Source organism: Streptomyces sp. NPDC034084, assembly GCF_055575535.1.
The window spans coordinates 189,094-211,871 of record NZ_JBVISK010000007.1 but is presented as its reverse complement, the minus strand read 5'-3'; the positions used below and the strand labels follow the sequence as shown (position 1 = coordinate 211,871).

Sequence of the window (22,778 nt, the reverse complement as noted above, 5' to 3'; positions counted from 1 at the left end):
CGAGCGGGGCCGCCCAGCCAGCCAACGGAAGCACGGGAAGAGATGTCCGCACCCAATAAGTCGTACGACCCGGTTGAGGTCGAGGCACTGAAACCGGAAGAGATCGAGCGCATGCGGGACGAGGCGCTCGCCGCCTTCGCCGCCGCGGGCGACCTCGACGCGCTCGCACACGCGAAGACCGCGCACACCGGTGGCACCTCGCCGCTGGCGCTCGCCAACCGGGAGATCGGTGCCCTGCCGCCGCAGGCCAAGGCCGCCGCCGGCAAGCTCGTGGGCCAGGCCCGCGGCATCGTCTCCAAGGCGCTCGCCGCCCGGCAGACCGAGCTGGAGGCCGAGCGCGACGCCCGGGTCCTCGTCGAGGAGGCCGTCGACGTCACCCTGCCGTACGACCGCGTCCCGGCCGGCGCCAGGCACCCGCTGACCACGCTCATGGAGCGCGTCTCCGACGTCTTCGTCTCCATGGGGTACGAGGTCGCCGAAGGCCCCGAGGTCGAGGCGGAGTGGTTCAACTTCGACGCCCTCAACTTCGTCCCGGACCACCCGGCCCGGCAGATGCAGGACACCTTCTTCGTCGAGGGTCCCGAGGGGACGACCGGCGATGAGTCCGGCGTCGTGCTCCGGACGCACACCTCGCCGGTCCAGGCCCGCACGCTCATCGACCGGGAGCCCCCGGTCTACGTCGTGTGCCCCGGCCGCGTCTACCGCACCGACGAGCTCGACGCCACGCACACCCCGGTCTTCCACCAGATCGAGCTGCTCGCCGTCGACGAGGGCCTGACCATGGCCGACCTCAAGGGCACCCTCGACCACATGGTCCAGGCGCTCTTCGGCCCGGACATGAAGACCCGGCTGCGGCCGAACTTCTTCCCGTTCACCGAGCCGTCCGCCGAGATGGACATGCTCTGCTACGTCTGCCGCGGCGAGTCCGTCGGCAACCCGGACCGTCCCTGCCGCACCTGCGGCAGCGAGGGCTGGATCGAGCTCGGCGGCTGCGGCATGGTCAACCCCAAGGTGCTCGTCGCCTGCGGTGTGGACCCCGAGAAGTACAGCGGATTCGCCTTCGGGTTCGGCATCGAGCGGATGCTGATGTTCCGCCACAACGTCGACGACATGCGAGACATGGTCGAGGGTGACGTCCGGTTCACCCGGCCGTTCGGGATGGAGATCTGATGCGGGTCCCGCTTTCTTGGCTGCGGGAGTACGTCGACCTGCCGGCGACGGAGACCGGCCGCGACGTCCAGGCCAAGCTCATTTCGGCAGGCCTCGAGGTCGAGACCGTCGAGCAGCTCGGCGCCGGCCTGACCGGCCCGCTGGTGGTCGGCAGGGTCCTCACCATCGAGGAGCTGACGGAGTTCAAGAAGCCCATCCGCTTCTGCACCGTCGACGTCGGCCAGGCCAACGGCACCGGTGAGCCCCAGGAGATCATCTGCGGCGCCCGGAACTTCGCCGAGGGCGACAAGGTCGTCGTGGCCCTGCCCGGCGCCGTGCTCCCCGGAGACTTCCGGATCGCCGAGCGCAAGACGTACGGCCGCGTCTCCCGGGGCATGATCTGCTCCGGCGACGAGCTCGGCATGGGCGACGACGGCACGCACGGCATCATCGTGCTGCCGCCGGAGCACGAGGTCGGCACCGACGCCACGGTCCTCCTGGAGCTGTTCGACGAGGTCCTCGACATCGCCGTCACCCCGGACCGCGGCTACTGCCTCTCGATCCGCGGCGTCGCCCGAGAGACGGCCACCGCCTACGGCCTGCCGCTGCGCGACCCGGCGCTCCTCGACGTGCCCGCGCCCAACTCGTACGGCTACCCGGTCCAGATCGCCGACCCGATCGGCTGCGACCGCTTCACGGCCCGTACGGTGGTCGGCCTCGACCCCGAGGCCCGCAGCCCGATCTGGCTGCAGCGCCGGCTGCAGAAGGTCGGCATGCGCCCGATCTCGCTCGCCGTCGACATCACCAACTACGTGATGATCGAACTCGGCCAGCCGCTGCACGCCTACGACCGCAGCCGGATCGACGGCCCCATCGGGGTCCGCCGCGCCGCCGCCGGCGAGAAGTTCACCACCCTCGACGGCACCGCGCGCGTCCTCGACTCCGGGGACCTGGTCATCACCGACAACCGCGGGCCGATCGGCCTCGCCGGTGTCATGGGCGGCGCCAACACCGAGATCGCCGACCCGGTCACCGACCCGGAGACCGGCATCGTCACCGGCACCACCGAGGTCGTCATCGAGGCCGCGCACTTCGACGCGATCTCGATCGCCCGCACGGCCCGCCGCCACAAGCTGGCCTCCGAGGCGTCCAAGCGCTTCGAGCGCGGTGTCGACCCGCAGGCCGCCGCCGCGGCGGCGCAGCGCACGGTCGACCTCCTCGTGCTCCTCGCGGGCGGCACCGCCGAGGCCGGTGTCACCGAGATCGCCGCCCCCTCCGCGCCGCACACCATCACCATGCCGGCGAACCACCCCGACAAGGTCGCGGGGGTCGACTACGGTCGCGAGATCGTCGTCCGCCGCCTCCAGGAGGTCGGCTGCGACGTCTACGGGCAGGACGAGCTCGTCGTCACCGTCCCGTCGTGGCGTCCCGACCTCTACGTGCCGAACGACCTGGCCGAAGAGGTCATCCGCCTGGAGGGCTACGAGAACCTGCCCTCCACGCTGCCGAAGCCCCCGGCCGGCCGCGGGCTCACCGAGCGCCAGCGCGTCCACCGCCGGGTGGGCCGCGCGCTCGCCGGCGCCGGCTACGTCGAGGCGCTGAACTACCCGTTCATCGGCGAGCAGGCCCTCGACCACCTCGGCCTCGACACGGACGACGACCGTCGCCGCCTCGTGAAGCTGGTCAACCCGCTCTCCGACGAGGAGCCCGCGCTCCGTACGACCCTGCTCCCGGGTCTGCTCGGCGCGCTCCGCCGCAACGACAGCCGCGGCAGCCACGACCTGGCGCTCTTCGAGACCGGTCTGGTCTTCCGGCCCGGGGGACAGCCCGGCGTCGCCGTCCGGCTGCCCGTCGACCGCCGCCCCACCGACGAGGAGATCGCCACGGTCAACGCCGCGCTGCCCGCGCAGCCGCGCCGCGCCGCCGTCGTCCTCGCCGGCGCGCGCGAACAGGCCGGCTGGTGGGGCAAGGGCCGTCCGTCCGACTGGGCGGACGCGATCGAGGCCGGCCGGACCGTGGCCGCCGAGGCCGGGGTCGAGCTGATCATCAGCGCCGACCAGCAGGCGCCCTGGCACCCGGGCCGCTGCGCCGCGTTCCACGTCGAGGTGGACGGCGAGAAGGTCCTCGTCGGCCACGCAGGCGAACTCCACCCGCGTGTGGTGAAGGCGTTCGGCCTCCCGGCCCGCTCCTGCGCGATGGAGATCGACCTGGACCTCCTGGAGAAGGCGAACGAGGGTCCCGTGAAGGCCCCCCGGATCTCCTCCTTCCCGGTCGCCACCCAGGACGTCGCCCTCGTCGTCGCCGCCGGTGTCCCGGCCGCCGAGGTCGAGGCCGCCCTCACCGAGGGCGCGGGTGAACTCCTCGAGTCCATCCGGCTGTTCGACGTCTACACCGGCGACCAGCTCGGCGAGGGCAGCAAGTCCCTGGCATACGCCCTGAAGTTCCGCGCCCCGGACCGCACCCTGACGGTCGACGAGGCCAGCGCGGCGCGCGACGCCGCGGTGGCCCTGGCCGCCGAGCGCACGGGCGCCGTCCTGCGCGGCGCCTGAGCGGCACGGCACAGCTCCACCAGGAGGGCCGCCCCGGGATGTTCCCGGGGCGGCCCTCCGCCGTGTGACCTGAACTCGTAGACCGCTCGGGGTGCGGCCGTACGCGCGCGTGGGACGCCTGGCGGAGGGCGTGCCGCACCACACGGCCGGCCGGCCCGCCGACGACGTCGCGCCGCTCGTCGTGCGCGACGACCGTGTCGGGGTGCCGGCGCAGCCCGCCGAACCCGGGCTGCGCCGTCCCCGGCCCGCCCCCTCCTCCCACTGCTGAGCGGAGGGGCCGGGGCCGGTGCCGCCCGCCCCGCCACGGAGTGTCGGGCAGATCAGCGGGGCGGGCGGCGCGGACCGGGCGGCCGCGTTGTACGAGGGGGAGCCGGCGGCCCGGTCGTCGCCTTGCGGCGAGAAGGACAGTCAACCGGGGCCGGGGCGGGCACGGCAGAGTGCGCGGACCGGGTGAACGGGTACTTCGTTCACACCCCGTGCGAAATCGGCCACCGCTACGCTGAGTTCGCCGAGCGCGCGGAGCGGCCGTGCGAGCGACCGGAGCGGTCATGCAGCCCAACACCTTGCTCGACGCCCTGCTCGACGAAGCGGGCGTCTCGAACGCCGGCCTGGCCGCCCGTGTGAACCGCGCGGGCCGGGCCAGGGGCCTCGCCCTGCGGTACGAACACACCGCCGTGGCCCGCTGGTTGAAGGGCCAGCGGCCGCGCGGCCAGGTCCCCGACCTGATCTGCGAGGTGCTCGCCGCCCGGCTGCACCGGCAGGTCACCCTGGACGACATCGGTCTCGGGGTGCCGGGCGGCCCTCCGCCGGAAGCCGGATCGCCGCTCTCCGGCTTCGTGGAGCGGGCGGCCGCGCTGTGGCGCTCCGACGAGCAGCAGCGGCCGCACATCGTCGCCGCCCCGACCGTGACCGGCACCCCGGCGGTGATGCCGGTGTGGGAGTGGGAGAACCCTCCGGAGGACGCGGACGTCTCCCGTACGGGCCGGACGACGGTCTCGGCGGCCGACATCGCCGTCCTGAGCGCCGCCCGGTCGCACTACGAGCAGATGTACCGGCGGACCGGCGGCATCGCGACCCGGGCGCGGATCGTCGGCTTCCTCACCACCGAGACCGCGCCGCTGCTCCGCGGCGCGTACGGCGACGCCCTCGGCCGGCAACTGCACCGGGCCACCGGCGGGCTCGTCGCGGTGGCCGGGATCTGCGCGTACGACGCGGACGCGCACGGTCTCGCCCAGCGCTACTTCCACCAGGCGTTGCGGCTCGCGAAGGCGAGCGGGGACCGGGGGCTCGGCGCGTACGTGATCGCGCTGCTCGTCAACCAGTCGCTGTTCATGGGGGAGTACCGGCAGGCCGTGGCGTTCGCGGAGGCGGCGCTGCGGGCGGCCGGGCGGCAGATCACCCCGGCGCTCGCCGCCGACCTGACGGCGATGCAGGCGAAGGCGTACGCGCGTCTGGGCGACGGCGCGTCCGCGCTGGCCTGCGTCAGACGGGCCGAGACGGCGGCGGGACGGATCAGTCCCGGGGAGGAGCCGGCCGAGACCGGCTACGTCCAGCCGGGGTTCGTCAACGTGCAGGTGGCGGAGGCCCTGCTCGGTCTGGGTGAACTCCGGGCGGCCCACGAGCACGCGGCGGCCGCGGTCGGGACGCCCTCGCACGACCGGGGCAGGGTGCACCGGCTCGCCATGCTGTGCCAGATCGAGCTGCGGCAAGGAGAGGCCGACCGGGCGGCGCGCACCGCGGTGGAGATGACGGAGCGGGCGCGCGGGATGGAGTCGCGGCGGCTGCGGGACCGGCTGACGCAGGTGCGGGAGCGTCTCCTCGCGAGCGGCGCCGGGGACGCCCGGGAGGCCGCCGCTCTCATCGAAGGGGCGCTGCGCGTTCCCCTCTGAACCGCCAACTGCTGCGATATTGCCACCAGACAAGCACCGACCGATCGGAAGGTGGCAAGAACGTGCAGTGGACGAAACTGAGTGAACGCTCCGTCTATGAGAATCGCTGGTTCCGGGTGAACCTCGCGGACGTCGAACTCCCGGACGGCCGCCACCTCGACCACTATCTGATCCGGCTCCGCCCGGTCGCCGTCGCGACGGCCGTCAACGAGGCCGACGAAGTCCTGATGCTCTGGCGCCACCGCTTCATCACCGACAGCTGGGGCTGGGAACTGGCCGCCGGCGTCGTCGAGGACGGCGAGGACGTCGAGGCCGCCGCCGCCCGCGAGATGGAGGAGGAGACCGGCTGGCGGCCGGGGCCGCTGCGCCATCTCCTCACCGTCGAACCCTCGAACGGCCTCACCGACGCCCGCCACCACCTCTACTGGGCGGAGCGGGCCACCTACACGGGACCGCCCGAGGACGCGTTCGAGTCCTCACGGCGGGCCTGGGTCCCGCTGAAGCAGGTGCCCGACATGATCGCCCGGGGCGAGATCCCGGCCGCCAACATGGCGGCCGGACTGCTGATGCTCCACCATCTGCGCCTCGGCTGAGGGGTGGGGCGGAAGGTGTGCCGGACGGCCCGTACCTGTGCGGGTGTACGGGCCGTCCGGCCGGAGTGACGGCGTCAGGGGTCGGACGCCGGACTCCGGGTCTGGGGAGAACCGGCGGTCCAGGACCTCCGGGTCTGGGGAGAACCGGTGGTTCAGGAGTACGGGTAGAAGCCCGAGCCCGTCTTCCGGCCCAGCCGGCCCGCGTCCACCATGCGCTGGAGCAGCGGGGGAGCGGCGTACAGCGGCTCCTTGAACTCGTAGTACATCGAGTCCGCGATCGACGCGATCGTGTCCAGACCGATCAGGTCGGAGAGCTTCAGCGGGCCCATCGGGTGGGCGCAGCCGAACTCCATGCCGTTGTCGATGTCCTCGCGGCTCGCGATGCCCGACTCGAACATCCGGATCGCCGAGAGGAGGTACGGCACGAGCAGCGCGTTGACCACGAAGCCGGAGCGGTCCTGGGCACGGATCGCGTGCTTGCCGAGCACCTTCTCCGCGAAGGCCTGGGCCCGGCTGATCGTGCCCTCGGAGGTGGTGAGGGCCGGGATCAGCTCGACGAGCTTCTGCACCGGGGCCGGGTTGAAGAAGTGGATGCCGATGACCTGGTCGGGGCGGGAGGTCGCCACGGCCAGCTTGACCAGCGGGATGGAGGAGGTGTTCGAGGCCAGGATGGCGTCCGGCCGGGTCATCACCTGGTCGAGGACCTGGAAGATCTCGGTCTTGACCTGCTCGTTCTCCACGACCGCCTCGATGACGAGGTCGCGGTCGGCGAACTCGCCGAGGTCGGTGGTGAAGCTGAGGCGGGCGAGCGTCGCGTCCCGCTCCTCCTCGCTGATCTTGCCGCGTTCGGCGGCCTTGTTCAGCGAGTTGTAGAGCCGTGTGCGGCCGATCTCCAGCGCCTCGCCGGTGGTCTCGGCGACCCTCACCTCGAGCCCGCTCCGGGCACACACCTCCGCGATGCCCGCGCCCATCTGGCCGCAGCCCACCACTCCGACGCGCTCAATGTCGGCCATGGAGTCCGTCACCTCGTGCCTTTCGCTCTTCTCCGGCGGCGGGGGCCCGTGTGATTCCGGATGCGTCCGCCTCTACCCCCACGACGTTACCGCTCATTAACCGATGATCGATCGTCCGGGGCGGGCATGCTCTCCCGGTGCGTGTGACGTATCCGACAGAGGAGGGGTACAAGTGCGGCCTTTCGGCAGAAGAGGGTTCGTGGCCGGTGCCGCCGGAGCGGCGCTCGCCGTGACGGGAACGACAGGGGCGTCGGTGGCCGGCGCCGCGCAGCCGGTACGGGGGGAGGCGCACCGCCGACGGGAGTTCCGCGGCATGTGGCTGGCGACGGTCGCCAACCGCGACTGGCCCTCCCGGGCCGGGCTGACCGCCGAGGAGCAGCGCGCCGAGCTGCTCGGCCACCTGGACACGGCCGTCGGGCGCCGGCTCAACACGGTGGTCCTCCAGGTCCGGCCCACCGCGGACGCGCTGTGGCCCTCGCCGTACGAGCCGTGGGCGGAGTGCCTGACCGGGACGCAGGGCCGGGACCCCGGCTGGGACCCGCTGGGCACGGCCGTCGAGGAGGCCCACGCGCGGGGGCTCCAGCTGCACGCCTGGTTCAACCCGTACCGCGTGGCGAATCACACGGACCCGGGCCGGCTGGTCGCCGGCCATCCGGCCCGGCTCCATCCGGAGTGGGTGGTGCCGTACGGCGGGAGGCTCTACTACGACCCGGGGCTGCCCGAGGTCCGCGGCTTCGTCCAGGACGCGATGCTGGACGCCCTGCGCCGCTACGACATCGACGCCGTGCACTGGGACGACTACTTCTATCCGTACCCGGTGGCCGGGCAGGTCTTCGCCGACGACGAGGCGTACGGGCGGTACGGGGGTGACTTTCCCGACAAGGCGTCCTGGCGCCGCCACAACATCGATCTCCTGGTCTCGGAGATGTCCGCGCGGATCAAGGAGACCAAGAGGGGGACGGCCTTCGGGACGAGCCCTTTCGGGGTCTGGCGGAACATCGCCACCGACCCCGAGGGCTCGGACACCAGCGCCGGTGTCCAGACCTACGACGACCTGTACGCCGACACCCGGAAGTGGGTCCGGGAGGGCTGGGTCGACCACGTGATCCCGCAGTTGTACTGGAACATCGGGCTGCCCGCCGCCGACTACGCCAAGCTGCTGCCCTGGTGGGACGCGGTGGTCCGGGACACGGGCGTCGGCCTCTACATCGGCGAGGCGCTCTACAAGGCGGGCGATCCCGCCCAGCCCGCGGCCTGGCAGGACCCGGGGGAACTCTCACGCCACCTGGAGCTGGCCCGCACGTACCCCTCGGTGGGCGGTCACTGCTTCTTCTCGGGGAAGGACGTGGCCGCGGACCCGATCGGGGCGATGAGCACCGTGGTGTCCGATCACTACCCGACCCGGGTCCGTCCACCGAGGTAGGAACTCAGCCGGTCCCCGCCTCAGGGTGGTGGCGTACGACGGTGTCGGGGCCCGGCGACATCAGGGCCTCGTGGCCGTCGTCGTCGAACTTCACGCGGTACGGGGGAGTGCCGTTCTCCCCCAGTACCTGAAGGACCTCGGCCGTGCGGTCGTGATGACCGACGGTCCGGCCGTGTACCAGCAGCTTGTCGCCCACGCTCGCCTGCATCGGGGGCCTCCTCGCGACCGGGCCTGTCCTGTCCTGTCCTGCGCAGGGTCTTGTCTGCCATTGTGACCCGCCCGGCCCGGATCCGTCGCGCCGGCTCTGCGCCCCCGGCGGGACCGCGAGGGGGACCTGCGCGCCCGGGGCACCGCCTCCCCGGCCACCCCTCGGCGGTGCACCGCCGCTCCCGCCCGCCCCCGGCTCCGGTCCCGCGGCGCCTCCGGCAAATTCGCCTGACAAGCCCCCGCCGTCCTGGAAGCCTGCGCTCATGAGCGACAGCACCCTTCCCGAGGACCCCGTCACGCACGGGGCGTACGAGATCTCGTCCGACCCCGCCCGGATCGACGCGGCCCGCGTCCACCACTGGATCTCCACCGACGCCTACTGGGCCCTCGGCCGGCCTCGGGAGAAGCAGGACCGGGCCATCGCGGGCTCGCTCAACCTCGGCGCGTACCACCGGGAGACCGGCGAGATGAGCGCCTACGCGCGCGTGGTCACCGACTACGCCACCTTCGCGTGGCTCTGCGACGTCTACGTCGACCGCCCGGCCCGCGGCACCGGCCTCGGCACCGCGCTCGTCACCGCCGTCCGGGACCTCCTGGAGCCGTACGGGCTGAACCGCATCATGCTCGCCACCGCCGACGCGCACGGCGTGTACGAGAAGGTGGGTTTCGCACCGCTGCGGGATCCGGACAAGTGGATGGCTCTCGGGCGGCAGTAGAGCCGGACCCCTCCGCTCCCGCGAAACCACCCTTGACCAGGGGCGCCACCGTACCCGGCCGGAAGCGGCTAGCCTGAGACCACGATGAACCGTTTGAGCACGTCATGGGGCGCCTTCACGCTGACCCGCTTCCCCGAGGACCCGCGCGACCAGCTGCGCGCCTGGGACGCGGCCGACGAGTACCTCCTCGGGCACCTGGCCGAGACCGGTACCGACCTGTCCGGCACCGTCGCCGTCCTCGGCGACCGCTGGGGAGCCCTCGTCACCGCGCTGCGGGCCGCCGGACCCCGCGAACTCGTCCAGATCTCCGACTCGTACCTCGGCGGGCAGGCGACCCGGGCCAACCTCGCCCGCGCCGGAGCCGCCCCGGACGCCGTCCGGCTGCTCACCACCCAGGACCCGCCGCCCGAGCGGATCGACGTGCTCCTCGTCCGCGTCCCCAAGAGCCTCGCGCTCCTGGAGGACCAGCTGCACCGGCTCGCGCCCGCCGTGCACGAGGGCACCGTGATCGTCGGCGCCGGCATGGTCAAGGAGATCCACACCTCCACGCTCAAGCTCTTCGAGCGGATCCTCGGCCCCACCCGCACCTCGCTCGCGGTGAAGAAGGCCCGGCTGATCCACACCACCCCCGATCCCGCCCTCACTCCGCGCCCGAACCCCTGGCCGCACCGGTACGACCTCCCGGCCGACACCCCGGCGCCCGGCCTTCCCGGCCTGACCGTCACGAACCACGCCGGCGTCTTCTGCGCCGACCGCCTCGACATCGGCACCCGCTTCTTCCTCGCGAACCTGCCCGGCCACCTCGGCAGGGCCCGCGTCGCCGACCTCGGCTGCGGCAACGGCGTCGTCGGTCTCGCCATCGCCCTCGCCGAGCCCGAGGCGGAACTGGTCTTCACCGACGAGTCGTACCAGGCCGTCGCCTCCGCCGAGGAGAACTTCCGCGCCCACGCGGGCGAGGACCGCAAGGCCGAGTTCCTCGTCGGCGACGGGCTCGCTGCGCTGCCGCCCGGCTCGGTGGACCTCGTCCTCAACAACCCGCCGTTCCACACCCACCAGGCCACCACCGACCGCACCGCCCGCCGCATGTTCTCGGACGCCCGGCGTGCCCTGCGACCCGGCGGCGAACTGTGGGTCATCGGCAACCGGCACCTCGGCTACCACGTCACCCTCCGCCGCATCTTCGGCAACAGCGAACTCGTCGCCAGCGACGCCAAGTTCGTGGTCCTGCGCGCGGTGGCGCCCTAGCGGGCGTCCCCGAGGGACGTGATCCGCCGGATCGCGACCCTCGGGGATCGCCCGCGTCACACGGCGGCGCGACGAACCGGCGTCCCGCCCGGGGGCGCCGTCGGGCGGCGGCCCCGGGCGACCCGCCTCACGCCAGGCCGACCAGCTCCCGGTACTCCGCGCTCCACAGGTCCTCGTCCGCGTCCGGGAGCAGCAGCACCCGCTCCGGGCTCAGCGCGTCGATCGCGCCCTCGTCGTGCGTGACCATCACGATCGCGCCCGGATAGGTGCCCACCGCCGCGAGGCCCTCGTCGCGTGACGCCGGGTCCAGGTTGTTGGTGGGCTCGTCCAGGAGCAGCACGTTCGCGCCGGAGTGCACCAGGGCGGCCAGCGCGAGCCGCGTCTTCTCGCCGCCGGAGAGCACCCCGGCCGGCTTGTCGGCGTCGTCGCCCCGGAACAGGAAGGCACCGAGCACCGTCCGTACCTCACCGTCCGTCAGGTGCGGAGCCGCCGCCGCGAGGTTCTCCCGGACCGTACGCCCCGGGTCCAGCGTCTCGTGCTCCTGGGCGAAGTAGCCGAGCCGCAGCCCGTGCCCGTGCACCACCCGCCCCGCGTCGGGGGTCTCCCTGCCGGCGAGGAGCCGCAGCAGGGTCGTCTTGCCGGCCCCGTTGAGCCCGAGCACGACCAGGCGACTGCCCCGGTCCACGGCCAGGTCCACGCCGTCGAGGACCGGCCGATCCCCGTACGCCTTGGTGAGCGACACCGCGCCCAGCGGCGTCCGGCCGCAGGGGGCGGGCTCGGGCAGCCGGATGCGGGCGACCCGCTCGGCCTGGCGCGCCGGGTCGAGGCCGGCGAGCATCCGGTCGGCGCGGCGCGCCATGCTGCGGGCCGTGGTCGCCGTCGCCACCCGGGACTTCATGCGGTCCGCCTGCGCGTGCAGGGCGGCCGCCTTCCGCTCGGCGTTGGCACGCTCGCGCACCCGGCGCCGCTCGTCGGCGTCCCGCTGGGCGAGGTACGCGTCCCAGCCGGTGTTGTGCGCGTCCAGGGCGGCGCGCCGGGGGTCGAGGTGGAAGACCCGGTTGACCGTGTCGGCGAGAAGCCGCACGTCGTGGCTGATCAGCACGAGTCCGCCCCGGTGGGTGGCGAGGTGGCCGCGCAGCCAGCCGATCGAGTCGGCGTCCAGGTGGTTGGTCGGCTCGTCGAGCAGGAGCGTGCTGTCCCGCCCGTGACCGGCGAAGAGGATCCGGGCCAGTTCGACCCGGCGCTTCTGGCCGCCGGACAGCCGGCCGACGGGCCGGTCCATGAGCTCGTGGGGCAGCCCGAGGCCGGCGGCGACCCGGGCGGCCTCCGCCTCCGCCGCGTAACCGCCGCCCGCCTCGAAGGCGGTCTCGGCCGCGTCGTACGCGGCGAGCGTCCGCGCGTCGGGCGCCTCGCCGAGCCGCCGGGCGGCCTCCGCGAGCCGCCGGACCGCCCGGTCGAGGCCGCGCGCGGAGAGGATCCGGTCGGTGACGGTCACGGCGGGGTCGGCGGCGCGCGCGTCCTGGGCGAGATGGCCGACAGGGCCGGTACGGGTGACGCTGCCGGCGGCCGGGGCACGCAACCCGGCCAGGGTGTCGAGAAGGGTGGTCTTGCCGGCGCCGTTGCGGCCGACCAGACCGATGCGGTCGCCGGGGGCGACGTGGAAGGAGACGCCGGACAGCAGGAGCCGGGCACCGACGCGCACGTCGGCACCACGAACGGTGATCATGGGATAACGCTCCGAACGGACTTGAGGACACACGGGTGGCGTGAGTGCGGGTCCTCAGCTAGGAGATTCGGGGCGTGGACATGCGGTCGAGGCTAACGGAGCGGGCCCGCGGGCGCACCGGAGTTTCTCCCCGGCAGCGCCTCAGGAGTCGGGAAAGGCCAGGTCGAGCGCGCGTACCCGGTCTTCGCCGGTGGTGAGGGAGAGGGCGACGATCCGGTCCCGGCGCAGGGCGGCCGCGAACGCCGAGACCGGGCGGCCGGCGGAGAACCCGACCGCGCCGACCGCCCCGTCGACCAGCGCGGGCCGCGACACGTCCGTGCTCCGTGCGAAGGCGGCGGCCGTCTCGGCGACCGCGGCCGCCCCGTGCACCGGGCCGCCCTCGGAGTACGCGACGACACCCGGGTCGAGAACCGCCACCAGCGCGCGGACGTCACGCGCGCGTGCCGCCGCCAGGAAGCGGTCGACCACCGCGCGCTGCCGTCCCCGGTCACCTGCGGTACGGGCCGTCCCGCCGCCCCGGAGCCGCTCCCGCGCCCGTCGGGCCAGCCGCGCCGCCGACTCAGGGGACCCGCCGACGATCCGCGCGGTCTCGGGCGCGGGCAGCCCGAACACATCGTGCAGGACATAGGCGAGCCGCTCCTCCTCCCCGAGCCGCTCCAGCATCACGAGCAACACCAGCCACAGGGAGCCGACGCCGTCACGCCGGACGTCCGGCATCCCCGTTCCCCGCGCCGGAGCCCCCGTCCCCGGCGCCCGCGCTTCCCGTTCCTGGAGCCCCCGTACGCACGCCTCGCCCACCGCCGCCGTCAGCCAGGCGCGTACGGTCGCACCGTCGGCCCGCGCGAGGCTCGCCCGCGCCGCCGCGAGCGCCGCCTCGGCCTCCGCCGGCGACCCCGTCAGCCGTAGGGCGACGGCCCGCAACTGCTCCTCGTGGGCGTCGAAACGGCCGGTCAGCGCGGTCAGGAACGTGTCGTCGTGCATGGCGCATCACTCCTCGTCGGTTGCGTCACCGCGTTGACGCGAGGACCCGCCGGTATGTGACAGCCACCGGCCCCGGCCCGCGGGATCAGCCCCGTACGAGCTCCCGCGCCACGCTCCGCTTCGTCCCGGCCAGCTCCGCGTCGACCTCCGCCGCCCGCGCAGCGTCCAGGACGACCAGGGCCCCGCCCGGGGTGCTCCGCGTCAGCCGCCGGTGCCGCAGATGGGTGGGCGGGTGCGTCGAGTCCACCTGGTGACCGCGCCGCTCCGCGACCCGGCGCAGCCGCTCGTACTCGCGCTCCGGAACCGACGTGGCGTGCGCGGCCAGCCGTTCCCACAGGCCCTCGGAGGGATCCTCGCGCCGCGTCGCACCCCCGATCCGGGTCTGCGCCGCGACGGCCTCCCGGCGCAGGTGGCCCGCGACGCCCGGGGCGATGAGGAGCCGGTCCATCAGCCCGGCCGCCGCCTCCGTGCCCGCCGCGCGGGCGGCGGACGAGTCGGCGAGGTACTCGGCGCGCTGCGACTCGCGCAGGGTCAGGTGCTCCAGGAGGAAGAGGATGCCGTCGACGAGCAGCCGGGGCAGGGCGGTCACCAGGTTCACGAGGTCCTGGGCGAGGCTGTGGGCGCGCTCCGGGGCCAGCGTGTAGCGCCAGGTGCGGAGGGACTGGAACGCGCTGCCGACGAGCAGGGAGCGGCGGGTGTCCCCATGGGCGTAGTGCCCGAACTCGTGGCCCAGGACCGCGATCCGCTCCTGCGGGGACAGGATCTCCCAGAGGCCGAGGCCGATGTGGAGCACACGGTGCTGCCGGATGCCGTACGTGCTGACCGAGGCGTTGACGTCGGCGTCGATCACCACGGCCCGCACACCCGTCGTCCCCACGGTCCCCGCGACCTCGTCGAGCAGTACGAAGAGCCGGGGCGCGTCCGTCCGGCGCAGGAGCGACCGGCGACCGTCGTCCTTCGGGAGACGGGCGAACCGGGGCCGGAGCACGACGGCGAGGCCGATCAGAAGGCCCCCGAGCGCGGGCAGGGCGCCCCTGCCCCAGAAGGCGACGAGCAGCCAGAGGCCGCCGGCGAGCAGGGCGACGGTCACGCCGTGGACCGACACCGCGAGCGCCGTGGCCCAGGCGCCGGCCCGCCCCCGCCGGGTGCCCCGGCGGGGCCCGTCCGCCGTCGCGCCGGGCATGGCACCGGCGGCCGGGTCCTCGAGGTCGGCGATGAGCTGCTCCCCGTACTCTCGCGCGAGGCGCCGACGCAGGCGCTCGATCCGCCCCGGGGCCTCCTCGTCCCGCGCGCCGGGGTCCACGTTCCAGTCGCACGCGGCGCACCAGGTGACGTACTGCCCGCCGTCGGCCACCGGCTCCCCGCACTCGGGGCAGGCTCTTCCCGCCGCGCGAACCGCGTGTGCCGTCTCCGTCATTCCGTACTCCCCACCCCGGCGTGCCGCGCGGCACGCCCCGTTCCGATTCGCGCAGAGACTAGCGGCCCCCACACACCTCCCGAGCCGCTGGTGGCAGCTGCTCCGACCAGCGAAAAGGCCGGTCCGACACAAAGGTGTCGAACCGGCCTTCCGTGGCTGGGGAGCCGGGGCTCGTCAGTCCGTGCCGAACTCCATCGCGGCCCGGTCCAGCATCTCCTCGTCGTCGGAGACCTCGCCTCGGGAGGCGATGGCCTCGGCGCCGCCCTCGGGCATCTGCGGCATGGTGCCGATCAGACCGGTCGCGGCCGCCTGGGCGGCACCGATGGCGGGGCTGCCGGTGCCGATCAGGCCGAGGCCCGCGTACTGCTCCAGCTTCGCCCGGGAGTCGGCGATGTCGAGGTTGCGCATGGTGAGCTGACCGATCCGGTCCACCGGGCCGAAGGCCGAGTCCTCGGTGCGCTCCATGGACAGCTTGTCCGGGTGGTAGCTGAAGGCCGGGCCCGTGGTGTCGAGGATCGAGTAGTCCTCGCCGCGCCGCAGCCGCAGCGTCACCTCGCCGGTGACGGCCGCGCCGACCCAGCGCTGGAGCGACTCGCGGACCATGAGGGCCTGCGGGTCGAGCCACCGTCCCTCGTACATGAGGCGGCCGAGACGCCGGCCCTCGTTGTGGTACTGGGCGAGGGTGTCCTCGTTGTGGATGGCGTTGACCAGGCGCTCGTACGCGGCGTGCAGCAGCGCCATGCCGGGCGCCTCGTAGATGCCGCGGCTCTTGGCCTCGATGATCCGGTTCTCGATCTGGTCGGACATGCCCATGCCGTGGCGGCCGCCGATGGCGTTCGCCTCCATGACCAGGTCGACGGGGGAGTGGAACTCCTTGCCGTTGATGGTCACCGGGCGGCCCTGCTCGAAGCCGATCGTGACGTCCTCGGTGGCGATCTCGACCGAGGGGTCCCAGAACCTCACGCCCATGATCGGGTCGACGGTCTCGACGCCCGTGTCCAGGTGCTCCAGGGTCTTGGCCTCGTGGGTGGCGCCCCAGATGTTGGCGTCGGTGGAGTACGCCTTCTCGGTGCTGTCCCGGTAGGGGAGGTCGTGGGCGAGCAGCCACTCCGACATCTCCTTGCGGCCGCCGAGCTCGGTCACGAAGTCCGCGTCCAGCCAGGGCTTGTAGATCCGCAGGTGCGGGTTGGCGAGCAGGCCGTAGCGGTAGAACCGCTCGATGTCGTTGCCCTTGAAGGTCGAGCCGTCGCCCCAGATCTGGACGTCGTCCTCGAGCATCGCCCGGACCAGCAGGGTGCCGGTGACGGCGCGGCCGAGCGGGGTGGTGTTGAAGTACGCGCGGCCGCCCGAGCGGATGTGGAACGCGCCGCAGCTGAGCGCGGCAAGTCCTTCCTCGACCAGCGCGGCGCGGCAGTCCACCAGGCGCGCGATCTCGGCACCGTAGGTCTTCGCGCGGCCGGGCACCGAGGCGATGTCGGGCTCGTCGTACTGGCCGATGTCGGCGGTGTAGGTGCAGGGGATGGCGCCCTTGTCGCGCATCCATGCGACCGCGACGGAGGTGTCGAGGCCGCCGGAGAAGGCGATGCCGACGCGCTCGCCGGCGGGCAGGGAGGTGAGGACCTTGGACATAGGAAGAGTATGCATCATCTCGCATGGTCATGCAAAGGGGCTCTCGGGGACACCAGGGGGCGGGTGTGCAGTCCGGTCCAGGAGTGCCCGTATCCGCGTGACCGGCAGCGCCTGATGGCAGGCCGCCGCCGAATCCTCCAGCGGCTCCACCGGGCGGGCTTCGGAGAGCCCGGGGTGGGCGGAGGCCGCGAGCCGCGTGGCCGGGTCCTCGTGACCGGCGGCCGAACCGCCGGGTCGACGGGGAGCGTCGGGTCGCGGGCGGGCCGCGCCCCCTCGGCGAGGGCGTGCCCGAGCCTGCCTCGCGTCGGGTGCCCTCCGGCGGGGACCGCCGCGGAGCGGCAGGCTCCCGTGGTGGCGCGGCCGGTCGCCGCGTTCGTAGGTGAGGTCCGACCGGTCGGCGGGAGCCGGGGTCGCGCCGTCGGCGGCGACCGGATGTCGACCGGACGCCCGGCGCGCCCCCGCCCGGCGGTCGCCGCGCGTCGTTGCATAAAAGTTCGTCGGTACGTATAGTCATGCCATCCATGAGGAGGGTTTCGATGACGGTACGAGTAGCAGTGGCGGGTGCGAGCGGATACGCGGGCGGAGAGCTCCTGCGTCTCCTCCTCGCCCACCCCCACGTGGAGATCGGGACGCTGACCGGCCACTCCAACGCCGGCCAGCGACTCGGGGCCCTCCAGCCCCATCTGCTCCCGCTCGCCGACCGCGTCCTCGCGCCCACCACCGCCGAGGAGCTCGCCGGACACGACGTGGTCTTCCTCGCGCTGCCGCACGGTCAGTCCGCCGCCGTCGCCGAGCAGCTCGGGCCCGACGTGCTCGTCGTCGACATGGGGGCGGACTTCCGCCTCAAGGACCCCGCCGACTGGGAGACGTACTACGGCTCCCCGCACGCCGGGACCTGGCCCTACGGCCTCCCCGAACTGCCGGGTGCCCGCGCCGCCCTGGAGGGGGCCAAGCGGGTCGCGGTCCCCGGCTGCTACCCGACCGCCGTCTCGCTCGCGCTCTTCCCGGCGTACGCGGACGGTCTCGCCGAGCCCGAGGCCGTGATCGTCGCCGCCTCCGGCACCTCCGGCGCCGGCAAGGCCCTCAAGCCGCACCTGCTCGGCAGCGAGGTCATGGGCAACATGTCCCCGTACGGCGTCGGAGGCGGCCACCGTCACACGCCCGAGATGATCCAGAACCTCAGCGGACCGGCGGGGGAACGGGTCACCGTCTCCTTCACGCCCACCCTGGCGCCGATGCCCCGCGGCATCCTCGCCACCTGCACCGCCACCGCGAAGCCCGGTGTCACCGCCGAGAGCGTCCGGGCCGCGTACGAGAAGGCCTACGCGGACGAGCCCTTCGTCCACCTGCTCCCCGAGGGGCAGTGGCCGGCGACGTCGTCCGTCCACGGTTCCAACGCCGTTCAGGTGCAGGTCGCGTACGACGCCAACGCGAACCGGATCATCGCGATCAGCGCCATCGACAACCTCACCAAGGGCACCGCCGGCGGCGCCGTGCAGAGCATGAACATCGCCCTCGGGCTGCCCGAGGACACCGGACTTTCCACGACGGGAGTCGCTCCGTGAGCGACGCACGCGCAGCCACCGGTCTGCAGACGACGACGAAGCCCACACCCCTGAGCCGCGCGGGCGGAGACGGGGGCACCTCCCAGGCGTCGGCTCTGGGGGAGAACGGAGAAGCACAGTGAGTGTCACCGCAGCGAAGGGATTCACGGCGGCGGGCATCGCCGCCGGGATCAAGCAGAACGGCAACCCGGACCTGGCCCTCGTGGTCAACACCGGGCCCCGCCGCGCCGCCGCGGGAGTCTTCACCTCCAACCGCGTCAAGGCCGCGCCCGTCGTCTGGTCCCAGCAGGTCCTCGCCGACGGTGAGCTGACCGCCGTCGTCCTCAACTCCGGGGGCGCCAACGCCTGCACCGGCCCCAAGGGCTTCCAGGACACCCACGCCACCGCCGAGAAGGTCGCCGAGGTCCTGGGCGCGCGGGGCACGGAGGTCGGCGCCGGCGAGGTCGCCGTCGCCTCCACCGGCCTCATCGGCGTCCTGCTCCCCATGGACAAGCTGCTCCCCGGTGTGGAGAGGGCCGCCGCCGAACTCTCCGAGCACGGCGGCGAGAAGGCCGCCATCGCCATCAAGACCACGGACACCGTCCACAAGACCGCGGTCGTCACCAAGGACGGCTGGACCGTCGGCGGCATGGCCAAGGGCGCGGGCATGCTCGCACCCGGCCTCGCCACCATGCTCGTCGTCCTCACCACCGACGCCGACGTCGATGCCAAGGGCCTCGACGCCGCCCTGCGGACCGCCACCCGGCTCACCTTCGACCGGGTCGACTCCGACGGCTGCATGTCCACCAACGACACCGTCCTCCTCCTCGCCTCGGGCGCCGCCGGTGCCACCCCCGGCCAGGACGAGTTCGCCGAGGCCGTACGGACCGTCTGCGACGACCTCGCCCGCCAGCTCATCGGCGACGCCGAGGGCGCCAGCAAGGACATCCGTATCGAGGTGATCAACGCCGCGACCGAGGACGAGGCCGTCGAGGTGGGCCGCTCCATCGCCCGCAACAACCTCCTCAAGTGCGCCATCCACGGCGAGGACCCCAACTGGGGCCGGGTGCTCTCCGCCATCGGCACCACGCGGGCCGCCTTCGAGCCCGACCGGCTCAACGTCGCCATCAACGGCGTCTGGGTCTGCAAGAACGGCTCCGTCGGCGAGGACCGCGAGCTGGTCGACATGCGCTACCGGGAGGTCACCATCACGGCCGACCTCGCCGCCGGCACGCAGTCCGCCGTCATCTGGGCGAACGACCTCACCGCCGACTACGTCCACGAGAACAGCGCGTACTCGTCATGAGCAACACCGCGCGGAAGCACACCGCCCTCCCGAAGGCCCAGATCCTCATCGAGGCCCTGCCCTGGCTCACCCGCCACCACGGCAAGACCGTCGTCATCAAGTTCGGCGGCAACGCCATGATCGACGAGGACCTCAAGGCCGCCTTCGCCCAGGACGTCGTCTTCCTGCGCCACGCCGGCCTCAAGCCGGTCGTGGTGCACGGCGGCGGCCCCCAGATCAACCGCGCCCTCGACCAGGCCGGCCTGGTCAGCGAGTTCAAGGCGGGCCTGCGGGTCACCACACCCGAGGCCATGGACGTCGTACGGATGGTCCTCGCCGGCCAGGTCCAGCGCGAGCTCGTCGGGCTGCTCAACCAGCACGGGCCGTTCGCCGTCGGGATGACCGGCGAGGACGCCCACACCATCACCGCCACCCAGCACCGGCCGGTCATCGAGGGCGAGCGGGTCGACATCGGCCGCGTCGGCGAGATCACCGCCATCGAGACCGGAGCCATCGAGGCGCTCCTGGAGGACGGCCGGATCCCGGTCATCTCCTCCATCGCCCGCTCCCAGGACGACGGACATGTCTACAACGTCAATGCTGATACGGCGGCTGCGGCACTCGCTGCGGCGCTGGGTGCCGAGACCCTGATGGTCCTGACCGACGTCGAGGGCCTGTACGAGGACTGGCCGAACAGCGACGAGGTCATCAGCAGGCTCACCGCGAGCCAGCTGGAGAAGCTGCTGCCCGAGCTGTCCAGCGGCATGGTCCCCAAGATGGAGGGCTGCCTGCACGCCGTACGGAACGGGGTCACCACGGCCCGCGTCATCGACGGCCGGGTCCAGCACTCGATCCTGCTGGAGATCTTCACGGACGAGGGCATCGGCACGATGGTCGTGCCGGACGGCCGGGGCGCCCGGGACGACCGGGGTGCTCGGAGCGATCAGAGCGATCAGGGGGACGAATGACCGGCAACACGGAGCTGACCCAGCGGTGGCGGGGTTCGCTCATGGACAACTACGGCACCCCCCGGCTGCCGCTCGTCCGCGGTGAGGGCGCCAAGGTCTGGGACGCCGACGGCAAGGAGTACCTGGACTTCGTCGGCGGCATCGCCGTCAACGCCCTCGGCCACGCCCACCCGGCGGTCGTCGAGGCCGTCACCCGGCAGATCCAGAGCCTCGGCCACGTCTCCAACCTCTTCGTCGCCGAGCCGCCCGTGGCGCTCGCCGAGCGGCTCCTCGGCCTCTTCGGCCGGCCCGGCAAGGTCTTCTTCTGCAACTCGGGCGCCGAGGCCAACGAGGCCGCGTTCAAGATCGGCCGGCTCACAGGCCGCTCCCACATGGTCGCCACCGACGGCGGTTTCCACGGCCGGACCATGGGCTCCCTGGCGCTCACCGGACAGCCCGGAAAGCAGACGCCCTTCCTGCCGCTGCCCGGCGACGTCACCCACGTCCCGTACGGGGACGCGGAGGCGCTGCGGGCCGCCGTCACCGAGGACACCGCCTTCGTCATCATCGAGCCCATCCAGGGCGAGAACGGGGTCGTCGTCCCGCCCGCCGGCTACCTCGAGGCGGCCAGGGAGATCACCCGCGCCACCGGTACCCTGCTCGTCCTCGACGAGGTGCAGACCGGCATCGGCCGGTGCGGCCACTGGTTCGACTACCAGGCCCACGAGGGCGTCGAGCCGGATGTCGTGACCCTCGCCAAGGGTCTCGGAGGCGGCCTCCCGCTCGGCGCGACCGTCGCCTTCGGCGAGGCCGCGGAGCTGTTCGCGCCCGGCCACCACGGCACCACCTTCGGCGGCAACCCGGTCGCCTGCGCCGCCGGCCTCGCCGTTCTGGACACCCTCGGCTCCGGCGCGGCCCTCGATCACGTGAAGTCGGTCGGGGAGCGGCTGCGCCAGGGAATCGAGGGTCTGGGCCACCCGTTGGTCTCCCACGTCCGTGGTGCGGGCCTGCTGCTGGGTATCGTGCTCACCGGGCCCCTCGCACCCCAGGTGCAGCAGGCGGCCCAGGACGCCGGCCTCCTGGTCAACGCGCCCGCCCCCGATGTCGTACGGATCATGCCTCCGCTGGTCCTCACCGACGCCGAGGCGGACGCCTTCCTCCAGGCGCTGCCGGGGGTCCTGGACGAGGCGAACGGGCAAGGACGAACCGGAGAATGAGACGACGATGACCGACGCGCAGGAGAACGAGCACGGAGGGCCGTCGGTTCCGCAGACCCGCACCGCACGCCACCGCAGGATCGTCGACATCCTCAACCGGCAGCCGGTGCGCTCGCAGAGCCAGCTCGCCAAGCTCCTCGCGGATGACGGGCTGAGCGTCACCCAGGCGACGCTCAGCCGCGACCTCGACGAGCTCGGCGCGGTGAAGATCCGCAACACGGGCGGCGAGCTGATCTACGCGGTGCCCAGCGAGGGCGGCTTCCGCACCCCGCAGGCGCCGCTCGGCGAGTCCGCCAAGGAGGAGCGCATGCGCCGCCTCTCCGGCGAACTGCTGATCTCCGCCGAGGCCTCCGCCAACCTCGTGGTGCTGCGGACCCCGCCGGGCGCCGCCCAGTTCCTCGCGTCGGCCATCGACCAGGCCGAACTCCACGCCATCCTGGGCACGATCGCGGGCGACGACACCCTGCTGCTCATCAGCCGCGACCCGGCCGGCGGGCAGGCGCTGGCGGACCACCTGCTGAAGCTGGCGCAGAAGCAGGGAACCTGACACATCGGCAGGTGATCACCGCCGGCCCGCCCCGTGCCCCCGGACGGCCGCCGTCGCAGCCGCCCGGCGCGCGTACGAGGGCTGTCAGGCGGGCAGTGGGGGCAGCGGCAGCGGGAGGGCCGGCAGCCCGTCCAGGCTGCTCGCGATGTGGTCCTTGCGCGCGCAGTACGCGTTGAACTCCTCGTCCGTCTTCCGGTTGAAGTACTCGGCGTGGAGCGCGCGGTCCTCCTGGTACTCCATCAGGGGGACGGCGAACCCGCATGCGTCGCTGACCCGTCGCGCGCGGACCAGGATGATCGCCCGCGCGCTGCCCTGCCCCTCGACGGCCTCGGCCGGGAACCGCGCGAACAGTTCGCCCCACCGCGGATCGTCCCGCAGCACGGCCTCCCCGGTCCCGTGGACCCGCACGACGGTCGGCGGCCCGGAGAACGCGGTCCACATCAGCGTGATCCGGCCGTTCCCCGGCTCCCGCAGATGCGCGATCGTCTCGGCGCTGCTGCCGCCGAAGTCGACGTAGGCGAGGGTCAGTTCGTCGAGGACGACGAGCGTGCCCTTGCGCCCCTTGGGGGAGAGGTTGACGTGACCGGCGCCGTCGAGCGGAGCGGTGGCCGTGAAGAACACGGGCTGCTCTTCTATGAAGGCCCGAAGCCGCCCGTCGATATGTTCATACGTTTTTCCCATGGCCTCATTCTTTCCCGCGC

General features: G+C 73.1%; 20 protein-coding genes. 13 read left to right on the top strand and 7 right to left on the bottom strand.

Going from position 1 to position 22,778, the window contains the following annotated elements:
- Positions 1-42 precede the first annotated feature (42 nt).
- The 5 genes from pheS (at position 43) to ACZ51I_RS25780 (ending at position 6,180) form a co-directional block, all read left to right on the top strand.
- Positions 43-1,170, top strand: a complete 1,128-nt coding sequence (gene pheS / locus ACZ51I_RS25800; protein ID WP_468880103.1) for a phenylalanine--tRNA ligase subunit alpha — start codon at positions 43-45, stop codon at positions 1,168-1,170.
- On the top strand, positions 1,170-3,698 hold the full coding sequence (gene pheT, locus ACZ51I_RS25795; protein ID WP_468880101.1) for a phenylalanine--tRNA ligase subunit beta: 2,529 nt from the start codon (positions 1,170-1,172) through the stop codon (positions 3,696-3,698). The genes pheS and pheT overlap by 1 nt, the downstream gene beginning before the upstream one ends.
- 91 nt (positions 3,699-3,789) lie before the next feature.
- Positions 3,790-3,966 (top strand): hypothetical protein, encoded by a 177-nt coding sequence (locus ACZ51I_RS25790; RefSeq protein ID WP_468880098.1) that lies wholly within the window; start codon positions 3,790-3,792, stop codon positions 3,964-3,966.
- Positions 3,967-4,246: 280 nt separating this feature from the next.
- Positions 4,247-5,587 carry a transcriptional regulator gene (locus tag ACZ51I_RS25785; protein WP_468880097.1) on the top strand — a complete coding sequence of 447 codons (1,341 nt, stop codon included), beginning with the start codon at positions 4,247-4,249 and terminating at the stop codon, positions 5,585-5,587.
- Between the two features lie 62 nt (positions 5,588-5,649).
- On the top strand, positions 5,650-6,180 hold the full coding sequence (locus tag ACZ51I_RS25780) for an NUDIX hydrolase (RefSeq protein WP_468880094.1): 531 nt from the start codon (positions 5,650-5,652) through the stop codon (positions 6,178-6,180).
- Positions 6,181-6,332: 152 nt separating this feature from the next.
- Here ACZ51I_RS25780 and ACZ51I_RS25775 read toward each other — a convergent pair whose 3' ends face one another.
- Positions 6,333-7,193 (bottom strand): 3-hydroxybutyryl-CoA dehydrogenase, encoded by an 861-nt coding sequence (locus ACZ51I_RS25775; RefSeq protein WP_468880092.1) that lies wholly within the window; start codon positions 7,191-7,193, stop codon positions 6,333-6,335.
- Positions 7,194-7,392: 199 nt separating this feature from the next.
- On the opposite strand from ACZ51I_RS25775, the gene ACZ51I_RS25770 reads away from it, so the two are divergent.
- Complete coding sequence (locus ACZ51I_RS25770; protein WP_468880090.1) at positions 7,393-8,616, top strand: glycoside hydrolase family 10-like protein; 1,224 nt, start codon at positions 7,393-7,395, stop codon at positions 8,614-8,616.
- Between the two features lie 4 nt (positions 8,617-8,620).
- Here the strand turns inward: ACZ51I_RS25770 and ACZ51I_RS25765 are convergent, their stop codons facing one another.
- On the bottom strand, positions 8,621-8,824 hold the full coding sequence (locus ACZ51I_RS25765; protein WP_121829032.1) for a DUF1918 domain-containing protein: 204 nt from the start codon (positions 8,822-8,824) through the stop codon (positions 8,621-8,623).
- A gap of 262 nt (positions 8,825-9,086) precedes the next feature.
- On the opposite strand from ACZ51I_RS25765, the gene ACZ51I_RS25760 reads away from it, so the two are divergent.
- Together ACZ51I_RS25760 and ACZ51I_RS25755 are read left to right on the top strand one after the other, a co-directional pair.
- A complete protein-coding gene (locus ACZ51I_RS25760; RefSeq protein WP_468880088.1) occupies positions 9,087-9,539 on the top strand; it encodes a GNAT family N-acetyltransferase in 453 nt (150 codons plus the stop codon).
- 84 nt (positions 9,540-9,623) lie between these two features.
- Positions 9,624-10,784, top strand: a complete 1,161-nt coding sequence (locus tag ACZ51I_RS25755) for a methyltransferase (protein WP_468880087.1) — start codon at positions 9,624-9,626, stop codon at positions 10,782-10,784.
- A 127-nt stretch (positions 10,785-10,911) separates the two neighbouring features.
- Here the strand turns inward: ACZ51I_RS25755 and ACZ51I_RS25750 are convergent, their stop codons facing one another.
- The 4 genes from ACZ51I_RS25750 to argG form a co-directional block, all read right to left on the bottom strand.
- Positions 10,912-12,510, bottom strand: coding sequence for an ABC-F family ATP-binding cassette domain-containing protein (locus tag ACZ51I_RS25750; protein WP_468880085.1), 1,599 nt, complete (start codon positions 12,508-12,510; stop codon positions 10,912-10,914).
- 141 nt (positions 12,511-12,651) lie between these two features.
- Positions 12,652-13,491 (bottom strand): sigma factor-like helix-turn-helix DNA-binding protein, encoded by an 840-nt coding sequence (locus ACZ51I_RS25745; protein ID WP_468880083.1) that lies wholly within the window; start codon positions 13,489-13,491, stop codon positions 12,652-12,654.
- A gap of 85 nt (positions 13,492-13,576) precedes the next feature.
- Positions 13,577-14,908 carry a M48 family metalloprotease gene (locus tag ACZ51I_RS25740; RefSeq protein WP_468880080.1) on the bottom strand — a complete coding sequence of 444 codons (1,332 nt, stop codon included), beginning with the start codon at positions 14,906-14,908 and terminating at the stop codon, positions 13,577-13,579.
- Between the two features lie 174 nt (positions 14,909-15,082).
- On the bottom strand, positions 15,083-16,537 hold the full coding sequence (gene argG, locus ACZ51I_RS25735) for an argininosuccinate synthase (protein ID WP_468880077.1): 1,455 nt from the start codon (positions 16,535-16,537) through the stop codon (positions 15,083-15,085).
- A gap of 536 nt (positions 16,538-17,073) precedes the next feature.
- Between argG and argC the strand changes: the two genes are divergently transcribed.
- The 5 genes from argC to ACZ51I_RS25710 all read left to right on the top strand — a co-directional run bounded on the left by argC (position 17,074) and on the right by ACZ51I_RS25710 (position 22,077).
- Complete coding sequence (argC, locus tag ACZ51I_RS25730) at positions 17,074-18,102, top strand: N-acetyl-gamma-glutamyl-phosphate reductase (RefSeq protein WP_468880075.1); 1,029 nt, start codon at positions 17,074-17,076, stop codon at positions 18,100-18,102.
- Between the two features lie 118 nt (positions 18,103-18,220).
- Positions 18,221-19,387, top strand: a complete 1,167-nt coding sequence (gene argJ / locus ACZ51I_RS25725; RefSeq protein WP_468880074.1) for a bifunctional glutamate N-acetyltransferase/amino-acid acetyltransferase ArgJ — start codon at positions 18,221-18,223, stop codon at positions 19,385-19,387.
- On the top strand, positions 19,384-20,334 hold the full coding sequence (gene argB / locus ACZ51I_RS25720; protein ID WP_468880072.1) for an acetylglutamate kinase: 951 nt from the start codon (positions 19,384-19,386) through the stop codon (positions 20,332-20,334). The genes argJ and argB overlap by 4 nt, the downstream gene beginning before the upstream one ends.
- Positions 20,331-21,530 (top strand): acetylornithine transaminase, encoded by a 1,200-nt coding sequence (locus ACZ51I_RS25715; RefSeq protein ID WP_468880070.1) that lies wholly within the window; start codon positions 20,331-20,333, stop codon positions 21,528-21,530. The genes argB and ACZ51I_RS25715 overlap by 4 nt, the downstream gene beginning before the upstream one ends.
- Before the next feature lie 7 nt (positions 21,531-21,537).
- Positions 21,538-22,077: an arginine repressor gene (locus ACZ51I_RS25710; protein WP_468880068.1), complete on the top strand. Its 540-nt coding sequence runs from the start codon at positions 21,538-21,540 to the stop codon at positions 22,075-22,077.
- Positions 22,078-22,161: 84 nt separating this feature from the next.
- Here the strand turns inward: ACZ51I_RS25710 and ACZ51I_RS25705 are convergent, their stop codons facing one another.
- The gene (locus ACZ51I_RS25705; RefSeq protein ID WP_468880066.1) at positions 22,162-22,758 is read right to left on the bottom strand and encodes a pyridoxamine 5'-phosphate oxidase family protein; all 597 of its coding nucleotides are present in this window, start codon (positions 22,756-22,758) and stop codon (positions 22,162-22,164) included.
- Positions 22,759-22,778 lie beyond the last annotated feature (20 nt).